Here is a 12,564-nt window from a genome sequence, read left to right as displayed (position 1 = left end):
TAAAACAACACTCATCGACAAACTCGTAAGAAAAATTGATCTAGGCAAAGAGATCGCTCTCGGTTCGGTCAGGGTCGTTGACATGCTCCAGGGTCAGCAAACGGTGAAAGCCGACCGACTGACGGCTTTGGGCCCGCGTCAGTTGTCGCGCGTGGCGAACGGCCTCGCACAGTAGAAACACGCGCGCACTGGCTGTTGGGCCGCCGAGTTTGTAAGCAGCCATTGCCAAAGCCGTTCCGTAATCGCGAAGAAACCCGCGAACTTGTTTCAGGTTCTGGCAAGGCTGCTTGGTGAATGTCTGATGATAGGTCATGGGGTTCATACCGGGGTAACGCTGCACCAAGGTGGCAGCTTCAAGGCGCCTAATTCCTCCTTTCACTAAGGCGATCTGGCCAAACTCGCTGTAGCAGCAGATGAGTCTATCCGTTTGGCGTATTAATATTTGTATTAGTTTGGTCTCACCGGAGTTTCCGGATCTGCGCAGCCTCACACCAAGGCCCGCGCAATATCTGGAAATCAGGTGAATTTGGAATGCACCTCAACTCGCACTGCTGCCAACCATTTCCAAATTCAATTTGAAGGAGGTTAATATTGCAACGCTTTGCGCCATGCATGAGCGAGCCGCGCACTATCTGGCCCTGCCCGATGTGGGGCCGGACTTCGCTCAAGGGCTTCATACAGCATGTCGAGCGCCAAGCCCGAAAAGCTGGCAGAGGACACACGGTGATAATCCTCGACATTGGGTACCGTGGCCTGCGCACCGGCTTTCATCAGTCGAGTCAGCCAGCGTGTTTCAAACTCCGGAGCATCAGACACCAGCACCCTGTTTCCCAAGCTCTCCAGCAGATCGCCCACGACTCTGTAGGCAACGGGCGCACCTTCGAGTTCCTCAAGCGCGATGCCATGCACGGCAGCACTCTGGGGTGACCAGTCGGAAAGCTCCCAGTCTGCTGCAGGTTGGATCAATGTGCTCCACGTCTGCACTTAATCGCCAGTTAGCCAAGACAGGCCAATCTCAATCGGCCAGCTTTCGTGGGACAGGCTGGACGCTTCAAAGTCCAGCGTTGCGAATTTCTCGATGTTAGGTTTTGTCATAACAGCATGGCCTACCTCATGAAGATGTCATTTTATCCGTAGGAGGCCTGTGCACAGCATGAGTGCAATCCACGCTATCGGGGCCTCAGATCGGTCGTGTTTTCGTGTCGGCGCGGTCTCACAAAGAAGACCGCGCAAAAACCGAAAACCCGTCAGATACGGGAACTACAATTTGACTTCTTTTGATGCTGCGGCTTTGAACTGCAGCGACCTACTATCCCGCGTTTCGCAAATCAGGATCAATAGGCACTGCGGTTTCTTCAGAGCTTCATGACCAGAGCACCGGCATCCAAGGTCATTTCGTAAATTTTGGCCGAAATATTTCATTCGGCCAAAATCGTTTTAATTCAGTGCTGAACGCCTACGTGGCAAAACTTACCCCGCTTCATGGCAAACCAAAACAGAGGTTTTGGCATAACTACGCCCGTCCCGACAAACATCAAGATTACTGTTTCTCAACTACCCGCACTTGCTGTGGCCACAATCGCTACACGTCATACAGCCTTCCTTCATTTGCAAGCTATATTGCCCGCAGGACGGACAGGCCTTTCCGCGTGGAGCGCCACCAATGGCCACAACATCCGCTTGTGGATCGGATTTAAGCCCCATCCCTTCGCCGGCAATGAACCCTGTGATGATAAGGTGACGTTCGATCACGCCGCCGATAGCCGCAAGGATTGAAGGCACATATTTGCCCTCCATCCACGCGCCACCCCGAGGATCAAACACGGCCTTCAACTCTTCGACCACAAAGCTCACATCCCCGCCACGGCGGAACACGGCCGAAATCATCCGTGTAAGGGCAACCGTCCAAGCAAAATGCTCCATATTTTTAGAGTTGATAAACACCTCAAACGGACGACGATGACCACCAATAACAACGTCATTCACCGTGATGTAAATCGCATGCTCGCTGTCAGGCCATTTCAGCTTATATGTATTTCCTTCAAGAGCTTGTGGGCGATCCAATGGCTCCGTTATGTAAACAACGTCCGCGCCTGAATCCACCTCGGGTGCTTTTTCGCTCTCGCTCGATACGGACAAAACGCTGCCCGTTACGTCATTGGGACGATAGGTTGTGCAACCTTTGCAGCCCTGATCCCATGCGGCCATATAGACCTCTTTGAAATCCTCAAAGCTGATATCTTCTGGGCAATTGATGGTCTTGGAAATCGAGCTATCGATCCATTTCTGCGCGGCCGCTTGCATACGAACGTGATCAAGGGGCGCAAGGGTTTGCGCATTCACGAAATAATCGGGAAGTGCTTCGTCACCTTTAATTTGACGCCACATATCCACCGCGTAATCCACGACTTCTTCTTCGGTGCGCGAGCCATCTTTCTGCAGAACTTTACGCGTATAGGCATAGGCAAAGACCGGTTCAATTCCACTTGAAACATTGCCAGCATAGAGCGAAATCGTGCCCGTTGGCGCGATGGATGTCAAAAGCGCGTTGCGAATTCCGTGTTTGCGGATCGCGTCGCGCACGTCGTCATCCATTTGCATCATGTTGCCGGTTGCCAGATACTTTTCGGCATCAAACAATGGGAACGCGCCCTTTTCTTTCGCCAAGTCCACCGAGGCCAGATAGGCCGCGCGCGCAATAGCTTTCATCCAAGCTTCGGTCTGACGCGCGGCTTCCTCGGAACCATACTTCTGGCCAACCATCAAAAGCGCATCTGCAAGGCCTGTTACACCAAGACCAATCCGGCGTTTCGCAGCCGCTTCTTGGGCTTGCGCCTCAAGGGGGAAGCGGCTTTCGTCGACCACATTGTCCATCATACGAACGGCTGTAGCGACCAAATCAGAAAGCAACGCCTCGTCCAATGCCGCGGTCGTCTCAAAAGGATCAGACACCAACCGCGCCATATTGATCGAGCCCAAAAGGCACGCGCCATAGGGCGGCAAAGGTTGTTCGCCACAGGGGTTCGTCGCGGCAATTGTTTCGCAATAGCTTAGGTTATTAGCCTTATTAATCCGGTCGATAAAAATCACACCGGGTTCGGCATAATCATACGTGCCCTGCATGATCTTGTTCCACAAATCACGCGCTTGGATTGTATGATAGATCGTGTCGTCGAACTTCAATTCCCAATTGCCGTCCGCCTTAACCGCTTCCATGAAATCATCTGTGATGAGCACGGAAAGGTTAAACATCCGCAGACGCGCACTGTCTTTTTTGGCTGTGATAAAATCTTCGATATCGGGGTGGTCGCACCGCATTGTGGCCATCATCGCGCCACGGCGGCTGCCTGCGGACATGATCGTGCGACACATGGAATCCCACACGTCCATGAACGACAACGGCCCCGATGCATCCGCAGCAACGCCCATCACGCCCGCGCCTCTAGGGCGAATTGTTGAGAAATCATAGCCAATGCCGCCGCCTTGCTGCATCGTCAGCGCGGCCTCTTTAAGCATGTCAAAAATTCCGCCCATGCTGTCGGGAACGGTGCCCATAACAAAACAGTTGAAAAGCGTTACGGCACGCCCTGTACCGGCGCCTGCTGTGATCCGGCCTGCTGGCAAATATTTAAAGTCTTCAAGCGCTTCATAGAATTTGCCTTCCCAATCGGAAGGTGTTTTTTCAACAGACGCAAGCGAGCGCGCGATCCGGCGCCAACTATCTTCGACACTTGCATCAATGGCCGTCCCATCCGCATTTTTGAAGCGATACTTCATGTCCCAAATTTGTTCGGCGATAGGGGCAGAGAAACGGCTCATAAGATAGTCCTGTGTTTGCGTGTGGCAGGGTGATTTTGATAAACTTTAATTGCAAATGGGTCAATTGCAATTAGACCCCTTCTTGAAGTATGTTGTGGCCTAGGGCAAGAGTAATTTGTCCATATATTGGGGTTCGTTGCAAATATGACCATACATCTAGTAAAGCTATGCGTCGGCATCGAGTCGTTTGAACACTTGCAATCATTCCGCGAGGCGCGCGCCACCTCGCCAGAATCCCCCTCGCAACATGTAACCCGTATGTGGCCCAAACGCGAACCCGAATTGCTCGAGGGAGGTTCGCTTTATTGGGTCATTAAAGGAGTCATTCAAGCACGTCAGCGAATCCACTCGCTTGAAGAAAGAATCGGCGAAGATGGTATACGACGCTGCGCGATCCTGATGGAACCCGCGCTTATTCGGACACAGCCTGCGACGCGGCGCGCCTTCCAAGGATGGCGTTACCTAAAACCAGAAGATGCCCCCGCAGATCTTTTCCGCAGCACGCGCGCCGAAGATGAATTACCCGCCCATTTGGCAGCAGCCCTCGGCGAAATCGGCGTCCTTTAGGGCCGGAATTAATCCGATATTTCGAGCTTATCCAGCAGGTCCCGCAAAATTTTACGACCATCATTGCCCCAATCGGCATTGCGAGAGCGCAGCAGAGTGGCCTGCGATTTATGCACGACACCATCGACCAAAACCTTGAGATGGTTGGCGCGCAATGTATCCCCAGTGGACGTAATATCGGCTATCATTTCCGCGGTTTCGTGCTTTACAGTGCCCTCGGTCGCGCCTTGACTGTCCTCGAGTTGATAGTCGGCCACCCCATGATCCCGCAGAAAATCTCGTACCAAACGGTGATACTTTGTCGCGATTCTCAGCCGCATTCCGTGTGTGGAGCGAAACTGTGCCGCCACCGCGTCAAGATCGTCCAGCGTTTCCACATCGACCCAACAGATTGGTACGGCGATAACAAGGTCGGCATGTCCAAAACCCATCAAGGCAAGTTCCGCCACTTGGTTTTCCCAGACGGCCAGTTTTTCGCGAATGAGGTCTGTGCCCGTCACCCCGAGATGTATGCGCCCAGCGGCCAATTCGCGCGGAATTTCACCCGCCGACATCAGCACCAGTTCAACGCCTTCCACACCGTCAATGGCCCCTGCGTATTCTCGCTCCGACCCTGTGCGGCGAAGCGAAATTCCCCGCGCGCCAAACCAGTCGAAGGTTTTTTCCATCAACCGCCCTTTGGAGGGGACACCAATTTTGATCGTCATACCGTGCCCTCCCTTAAGCCCCAAGTGAGGCCTGGTCTGATGACGCCCCCAACGGCGGGAATCGATTCACCCTGCCCCAAAACACGGGTCAACGCATCATACCGCCCGCCCGTCGCAACAGGCGGTAAATCTGGGCGGCCCGACACATAGAACCCAAAAACGAATCCATCGTAATATTCCATCGTGCTGCGCCCATAAGACGTTTCAAAATCGAGACTATCCACGTCGACACCAAGCTCAGACATCGCGTCCAGTCGTTTGGACAGTTGCTCGACAGCGGGCCCAATAGACGGCAAGTCAATCGCGATATCATGCAAAGCTTCGACAACATTTGGCGCCGTTTCCCTCAGCTTCAAAATTTCTTCCAGAATCTCGACTTCTCCTGCGGAAATCGCGGGAGATTTCGCGTCCTCGTCCAGATATCTTAGGCGTGCTGCGATCTCGGCGGCGCTTCGTTGGCCGACAAAAGTTCCTGCATTCTCGATCATCTGTTCGGCCGACAGTGTGCGTAACTTCTTAAGCATCTTTAGACGGCTCGCGGGCGCGGGTTTACGTCCGCCAAAACGGTCCAGAAGGGCACGAAAACGATGAGGACGCCATATGTGGCGCAGCAAGGCCGCGCGGCGTCGCTCGGTTGTTCCCAACCCTTTGACCGCCGCCATAAGAATCCCAATATCGCCCGTCGCAGCGCGCAGGCCCAAAGGCGAAAGCACCTCTTGGAACAACGCAAAGACTTCGGCATCGGAGGCCGCTGGATCAGCACCATCAAACAACTCGTAGCCAACTTGAAAATACTCATTCGCTCGTGCAGTATCTTCTTCTTGCCGACGAAAAACTTCGCCCGCATAGGCATAGCGCGCAGGGGATGCGCCACTTTTCATATGCATTTGCACAACGGGCACCGTGAAATCAGGACGCAACATTTGCTCGCCGCGCAAGGGGTCGTTGGTCACATAAGCGCGTGCGCGAATGTCCTCACCATAGAGGTCCAAAAGCGTTTCGGCGGGTTGCAGGATATCGGTATCAACGACCTGCGCACCAGCGGCGATAAAAAACGCCTGAAGACGGGCGGCTTCGTCGCGGACTTCAGGTTTCTGAGTCATCGCTCTGCCCCTTTAACATGGCTTGCACTTGTGCGACCAATTCGTCGCGTGGCACTTCGATTTGGCTCGGGCGGGATTTCCATTCCTCAAGCGTCGCATTCTCGGCAATTTTCGCACCCAAAATGAGGTCTTTGATCTGAACAACGCCGGCCACGGCCTCGTCGCCTCCCTGAATAATCGCAATCGGGGAATGGCGATTATCCGCATATTTCAACTGGTTGCCAAAGTTTTTCGGATTGCCCAAATAGACTTCGGCGCGAATGCCCGCTTGGCGCAATTCCGCAACCATTGTTTGGTAATCAGCCATGCGAGCCTTATCCATCACGGTCACAACAACGGGTCCTGCGGTGCGGGTATCGACACGTCCCTTGGCCGTCAAAGCCGCCAACAGGCGGTCGACGCCAATCGAGACTCCCGTTGCTGGAACCTCTTGACCGGTAAATCTCTTCACAAGATCGTCGTAACGACCTCCGCCTGCGACGGAGCCAAACTGGCGCTTATTGCCCTTTTCGTCGAGCACTTCAAAAGTCAATTCGGCCTCATAAACGGGCCCTGTGTAATAGCCCAATCCGCGTACAACAGCAGGATCAATCTCAATACGATCACTCGCATAGCCCTGTGCGGCGAGCAATTCCGCAATCGTTTCAAGTTCGTCGACACCTTCAGCGCCAACGGCCGACCCCGCGACCAATTCGCGCAAACGCGCCACGGTTAAGGCGCCTGTTTCGCGCTTGGCCGCCATGAAGCCCATGACTACATCGGCCTGCGCCTCTGTCAATCCAGCGCCATCGGTGAAGTCGCCACTCGCGTCTTTACGGCCCGCGCCAAGAAGTGCGCGCACGCCCGTTTCGCCTAGACGATCCAACTTATCAATCGCCCGCAAAACAATCCCGCGTTCGGCTTCAAACTTCTCCGGATCAGACGGGTCAAGAACTCCCGCGACTTCCATCACGCCGTTCAAAACTTTGCGGTTATTCACCCGCACAATATAATCCCCGCGCTCGATTCCGACCTGCTCAAGCGTGTCCGACAACATCGCGCAAATCTCGGCGTCAGCAGCAACACTCGCGGTGCCAACAGTATCCGCGTCGCACTGGTAAAACTGCCGAAAACGTCCAGGTCCTGGCTTCTCATTGCGCCAAACTGGCCCCATCGCATAGCGGCGATACGGCGTGGGCAAATCATTGCGGTGCTGCGCGAAAACCCGTGCCAAGGGGGCGGTCATATCATAGCGCAGCGCCACCCATCCTGAGTCCTCTTCTTCCCACGCAAAAACCCCCGCATTCGGGCGCTCCACATCAGGAAGGAATTTACCCAATGCCTCAACCGTTTCAACAGCAGCAGTCTCAAGAGCATCAAATCCATAACGATGATACACTTCGGCAATCTGATCGAGCATCTGTTTGCGCGCCGTCACTTCGGCACCAAAATAATCGCGGAATCCCTTGGGAGTAATCGCCTTGGGACGCGGTTGTTTTTTCTGCTTGGCCATGTCTTGCCCTCATCGCAATGTTTACGCTTTGGGCTTTATCGCGCGACGCGCTTGGGAGCAAGGTAAAGGCTCTAGAATTCAGCGATCTGTGGTGATATGGCAGGCCTATGAGCGAAAAACGTATCACGCAAATCGAAGAAGAGATGGCCCATTTGACCCGCGCGGTCGAGGACCTGTCCGATATTGTTGCGCGTATGGATACCGAAAACGGCCTTCTGAAGCACCGTGTGCAAATGCTCCTGCAACGCGAAGCGGAACGTGAATCTCAAGGGGGCGGCGGCGCGGTTCTTACGGACCAACGCCCACCTCATTGGTAGAAATCTAGCGTTATTTCACCAAGGTGCTCGCACGGATTTTACCATTGTGAAGCAAAACTTCAGCCCATTCGCCAACACCACCAAACGCTCCGTAAAGTGTAACTAACGCTGTTGATTTTGCGAGCGTATTCATTTTCTTCTCGCCACAGGCCACGCCCTTTCCGACGTTACATTTCTGCCCCTTGATGACCTCATAGGCCATGTCAGTATCCGAATAGGGGACCGATTTCTCTTTCACTTCATAGCGCATAATTTCATGCAATTGCAGGTCGCCAAACATCGCCACAGCGGCGGTAAATTTACGTGGGCAGTTGTCTGAAAAACCTGTGATGTAAAAATCATGTGGGGCTTTGGTTGAGGGATTAGAATCATAGAGGAAAAGTTTCGAGCCCTTTGCCGGATACCCTTCGATTTTCGTTCCCATCGCCCTTTTAGAAATCCCGCATGCTTTGACAGCCACGCCCAGCGGCGCAGGCCCCGTTGCAATTGTGGCCTCCGCATTATTGGCTTTATTTCCAGACAGGCGCGAAAAGAAGCTCTGTTCATTTGGATCGGCAACTAGGGAGGTTTTCGCGCCGCTTGGCGCTCCTTCAAGTTGGCTGATTGTTGTGATCTCTTGGTCTGGCGCGTCTGATTCTTGCACCGGAGTTGTCGTCGCCTGACAGCCAGCCAAGAAGATGATCATTGCGCAAACGCATGGTTTCGCGAGCAGTTTTAACGTCATTCTATCCCCCAAAAGAGGCGCGGAGCTGGTTTCCCCAGCCTTCTTTGCCCTCAATTCACGGTGTTTTTACGTGAATTTTGGTTCATAAAGCAATAACCACGTTTAAAACTCGGCGATTAAACGCCTTCAGGGACCCCGAATTTTGCCTATGTAAACTCTTCCACAGTCACCACACCGCCCAGCGATTTGAGCGCACTTTTGATCTGCGGGCTTACGGGATATTCTTTGCCCAACTCCATCTCAACCTCCCCTGGAAGGCTCGGATCGAGCAAGCAAAAAGAGATCGGCCCGCGATTGCGATTGGCTTTATCATCAAGCGCGCGCTCCAAAACCGACGCAACCGAAGTTGCCGCTTCCACGGTTTCGATAAACACTTTCAAACCCTTGGTGCCAGCCTCCGCGACGACCCCGTCGATGGGCGTCACGCTGCGGGCGATGGGATCGAACTGACCGTCCTCGAATTTCGCCTCAATGGTCATCACAACGCGGGATGTTTTCTCCAAAACCGCGCGGGTCGCCTCAAAATCTTTGCAAAACATCGCCATGCCCGAGATCTGGCTTGTTGGGTCAGAAATATTCATCCGAAAGAACTGAGTGCCGCGTCCGGATTTTCGTTGCTGGAGACCCGAAACAATCACTCCGACTTTGCAAATTGCCGCGCCTGTTCGCTCGGCTTTCTCCCGCGCTTCATCGAGGGAAATCACGCCTTTGCGCTTAAGCGGTGCCATATAATCATCCAGCGGGTGGCCCGACAGATAAAAGCCAATCGCTTTATTTTCCTCAGACAAACGATCGTCAGAATTCCAGTCTTCGACTCCTGAAAGGCGCGGTTCGGGCAAGTCGTCGCCCGCCTCGCCAAAGAGCGAAACCTGATTTGACGCGCGCTGTTCGTGTATGGCGGCGGAGTAGCCCACCAACACATCAAGGCTTTCAAAAACCCGCCGCCGATTGGGATCAAGCTGATCAAACGCCCCTGCCCGCGCAAGCATTTCAAGGGGGCGTTTCCCGACGCGTTTCATGTCGGCCCGACGCGCGAAATCATAGAGCGTCGCAAATGGCTTGCCACCTGCCCCGTCTGGTCCCGGCTCGCGGGCCTTCACGATCAGCCCCATCGCATCCGCACCGACGTTTTTCAACCCGCCCAGCGCATAGACAACTTTACCCTCGTAAACGGTAAACGTCTCCAACGAACGGTTCACACAGGGCGGGATAATTTCGATATCCAATCCGCGCCGCACCTCTTCGGCATAGACCGAAAGCTTGTCCGTAAGGTGCAAATCACAGTTCATCACACCGGCCATAAATTCGACGGGATGGTTCGCTTTTAGCCACGCTGTTTGATAGGATACAACCGCATAGGCCGCTGCGTGGGATTTGTTGAACCCGTAGTTCGCGAATTTCTCAAGAAGGTCGAAAACCTCGCTGGCTTTCTTCTTGGCCACGCCGTTCTCGCCCGCGCCTTTTTCGAATTTTGGCCGCTCGGCGTCCATCGCCTCTTTGATCTTTTTACCCATCGCGCGACGCAGTAAATCCGCGCCCCCAAGCGAGTAGCCAGCCATGACCTGCGCGATCTGCATCACCTGTTCCTGATAAACAATAATCCCTTGAGTTTCCTCAAGAATATGGTCGATTAGCGGATGGACGGATTCAATTTCTTTGAGGCCGTTTTTGACCTCACAGTAGGTCGGAATATTTTCCATCGGACCGGGCCGATAGAGCGCAACAAGCGCCACAATATCCTCAATACAGTTGGGCTTCATACGCCGAAGCGCATCCATCATGCCCGAGCTCTCAACCTGAAAAACCGCAACTGTTTTCGCGCTGGCATAGAGCTTGTAGGTCAGTTCATCGTCCAACGGAATCGTGCCGATATCGACGTCAATTCCGCGAAGCTTCAACAAGTTGAGCGCGGACTGAATGACCGTCAGCGTTTTGAGGCCCAAAAAGTCGAATTTCACCAATCCGGCTTGCTCAACCCATTTCATATTAAACTGGGTCGCGGGCATATCTGAACGCGGATCTTGATAGAGCGGAACGAGTTGATCAAGAGGGCGATCCCCGATCACAACACCCGCCGCGTGGGTCGACGCATTGCGCAACAACCCTTCGACTTGCTGGGCATAATCCAACAGCCGCGCAACAACTTCTTCGGTGCGCGCTTCTTCACGCAAACGCGGCTCGTCCTTTAGGGCCTGAGCGATCGAAACCGGTTTAACCCCCTCCACGGGGATCAGTTTTGACAGACGATCGACCTGCCCATAGGGCATCTGCAAAACGCGCCCAATATCGCGGATGGCAGCCTTACTCAGAAGGGCCCCGAATGTGATGATTTGCCCAACTTTATCGCGGCCATATTTTTGCTGTACATAGCGGATCACCTCTTCGCGGCGGTCCATGCAAAAATCGATATCGAAATCCGGCATCGAGACCCGCTCTGGGTTCAAAAACCGTTCAAAAAGAAGGGAGTAGCGCAGCGGATCAAGGTCGGTAATGGTCAGCGCATAAGCCACCAACGACCCCGCGCCAGACCCACGACCCGGACCTACCGGAATGTCATGCTCTTTGGCCCAGTGGATGAAGTCGGCAACGATCAGGAAATAGCCAGGGAACCCCATGCCCTCAATGATGCCCAACTCAAAATCCAGCCGCTCTTGGTAGGCTTCCAAACTCACCGCATGAGGGATAATCGCGAGCCGTGCCTGTAGGCCCTCATTCGCTTGACGACGCAACTCCACGACCTCATCGTCGGCAAATTTCGGCAAAATCGGATCGCGCAGCGCCGCCTTAAAGGCGCAGCGTTTTGCAATTTCAACGGTATTTTCAATCGCCTCGGGAAGGTCCGCAAACAGGGTGATCATCTCCTGTTGCGACTTAAAATAATGCTGCGGTGTTAGCTTGCGGCGCGGTTGTTGCTGGTCAACATAGGCCCCCTCAGAGATGCAAATAAGCGCATCATGCGCCGCGTACATGTCGGATTTAGGAAAATAGACATCATTGGTCGCCACCAGCGGCAAGTTCCGCGCATAGGCCATCTCGACAAACCCACGCTCGGTACCTTGTTCGGCCTCTGTTGTTTGGCCGCCCTCTCCGGGATGGCGTTGCAACTCCACATAGAGGCGACCGTCGTAAATCTCGGCCAAACGCGCCATCAGCGCCTCGGCTTTTGGGCGCTGTGATGCTTGTAAAAGCTTGCCAACCGCCCCCTCAGCTCCTCCCGTCAAACAAATCAGCCCAGCGCCATATTGCTCCAGTTGATCCAGTGAAACCTGCGGTACTTCGCCATTGCTGTCGATATAAAGACAGCTCGAAAGATGCATCAGGTTTTCGTAACCTGCCTCATTTTGCGCCAACAAGACCACAGGAGCAGGCAGGCGCGGTTTTTCTCCGGGAGCGGCGGGATCATAGGTGATATCCACCTGGCACCCCAGAATCGGCTGGATGCCATAACTGCTCGCGGTGACGGAAAACTCAAGGGCTGCGAACATCGAATTTGTATCGGTCAACGCCACCGCAGGCATGTTGTTTTGCTCGCAAAATCCCGAGAGTTTCTTGACGGGAACCGCCCCCTCAAGGAGCGAGTATTCCGAATGCAGGCGAAGGTGAATAAACTGTGGTTCTGACATCCCGCAAAACTAGCCTCCTTCCTCAGTAAGGGAAACGTCCAATCGCGCATCTCTAGGAAAAAAACTCACCAGAAATCGGATTATCGCATAAAACAGATAGCTCTTTCTTCACCCGTTTGTGAAAGATTTCTTGCCAGACCCCCCTAAACTACGCTTTGCTACAATAATACTGGGAGCATCTCTGTTTTACGCCACATCGGGCAGGGGTGCAA

The 12,564-nt window shown here is 53.8% G+C and carries 10 protein-coding genes; 2 read left to right on the top strand and 8 right to left on the bottom strand.

From position 1 onward, the window contains the following. Positions 1-40 precede the first annotated feature (40 nt). From AB9F29_RS00890 to AB9F29_RS00880, 3 genes are all read right to left on the bottom strand, one after another. Entirely contained in the window at positions 41-313 is a 273-nt protein-coding gene (locus AB9F29_RS00890) for a hypothetical protein (protein WP_369754282.1), read from the bottom strand. Between the two features lie 272 nt (positions 314-585). Further along, positions 586-966, bottom strand: a complete 381-nt coding sequence (locus tag AB9F29_RS00885; RefSeq protein WP_369754281.1) for a hypothetical protein — start codon at positions 964-966, stop codon at positions 586-588. A 588-nt stretch (positions 967-1,554) separates the two neighbouring features. Next, positions 1,555-3,819 (bottom strand): adenosylcobalamin-dependent ribonucleoside-diphosphate reductase, encoded by a 2,265-nt coding sequence (locus tag AB9F29_RS00880; protein WP_369754280.1) that lies wholly within the window; start codon positions 3,817-3,819, stop codon positions 1,555-1,557. Between the two features lie 144 nt (positions 3,820-3,963). Between AB9F29_RS00880 and AB9F29_RS00875 the strand changes: the two genes are divergently transcribed. After that, positions 3,964-4,386: a DUF1489 family protein gene (locus tag AB9F29_RS00875; protein ID WP_369754279.1), complete on the top strand. Its 423-nt coding sequence runs from the start codon at positions 3,964-3,966 to the stop codon at positions 4,384-4,386. Between the two features lie 8 nt (positions 4,387-4,394). Here the strand turns inward: AB9F29_RS00875 and hisG are convergent, their stop codons facing one another. From hisG to hisS, 3 genes are read right to left on the bottom strand one after another with little or no spacing between them, the layout of a single operon-like run. After that, positions 4,395-5,093, bottom strand: coding sequence for an ATP phosphoribosyltransferase (gene hisG / locus AB9F29_RS00870; RefSeq protein WP_335585608.1), 699 nt, complete (start codon positions 5,091-5,093; stop codon positions 4,395-4,397). Further along, on the bottom strand, positions 5,090-6,196 hold the full coding sequence (locus AB9F29_RS00865; RefSeq protein WP_369754278.1) for an ATP phosphoribosyltransferase regulatory subunit: 1,107 nt from the start codon (positions 6,194-6,196) through the stop codon (positions 5,090-5,092). Before AB9F29_RS00865 ends, hisG begins: the two co-directional genes overlap by 4 nt. Further along, complete coding sequence (gene hisS / locus AB9F29_RS00860) at positions 6,180-7,688, bottom strand: histidine--tRNA ligase (protein WP_039004422.1); 1,509 nt, start codon at positions 7,686-7,688, stop codon at positions 6,180-6,182. The genes AB9F29_RS00865 and hisS overlap by 17 nt, the downstream gene beginning before the upstream one ends. Positions 7,689-7,795: 107 nt before the next feature. On the opposite strand from hisS, the gene AB9F29_RS00855 reads away from it, so the two are divergent. Beyond that, a complete protein-coding gene (locus tag AB9F29_RS00855) occupies positions 7,796-8,005 on the top strand; it encodes a SlyX family protein (RefSeq protein WP_335585610.1) in 210 nt (69 codons plus the stop codon). A 10-nt stretch (positions 8,006-8,015) separates the two neighbouring features. Here the strand turns inward: AB9F29_RS00855 and AB9F29_RS00850 are convergent, their stop codons facing one another. Together AB9F29_RS00850 and dnaE are read right to left on the bottom strand one after the other, a co-directional pair. After that, positions 8,016-8,729 (bottom strand): hypothetical protein, encoded by a 714-nt coding sequence (locus AB9F29_RS00850; protein ID WP_369754277.1) that lies wholly within the window; start codon positions 8,727-8,729, stop codon positions 8,016-8,018. Between the two features lie 146 nt (positions 8,730-8,875). Further along, positions 8,876-12,352 (bottom strand): DNA polymerase III subunit alpha, encoded by a 3,477-nt coding sequence (gene dnaE / locus AB9F29_RS00845; protein ID WP_369754276.1) that lies wholly within the window; start codon positions 12,350-12,352, stop codon positions 8,876-8,878. Between the last annotated feature and the right edge of the window lie 212 nt (positions 12,353-12,564).

It is taken from the genome of Falsihalocynthiibacter sp. S25ZX9, assembly GCF_041205405.1.
GTDB lineage: Bacteria > Pseudomonadota > Alphaproteobacteria > Rhodobacterales > Rhodobacteraceae > Falsihalocynthiibacter > Falsihalocynthiibacter arcticus.
The sequence above is the reverse complement of the archived record's forward strand: the minus strand, read 5'-3'. Positions and strand labels throughout refer to the sequence as shown.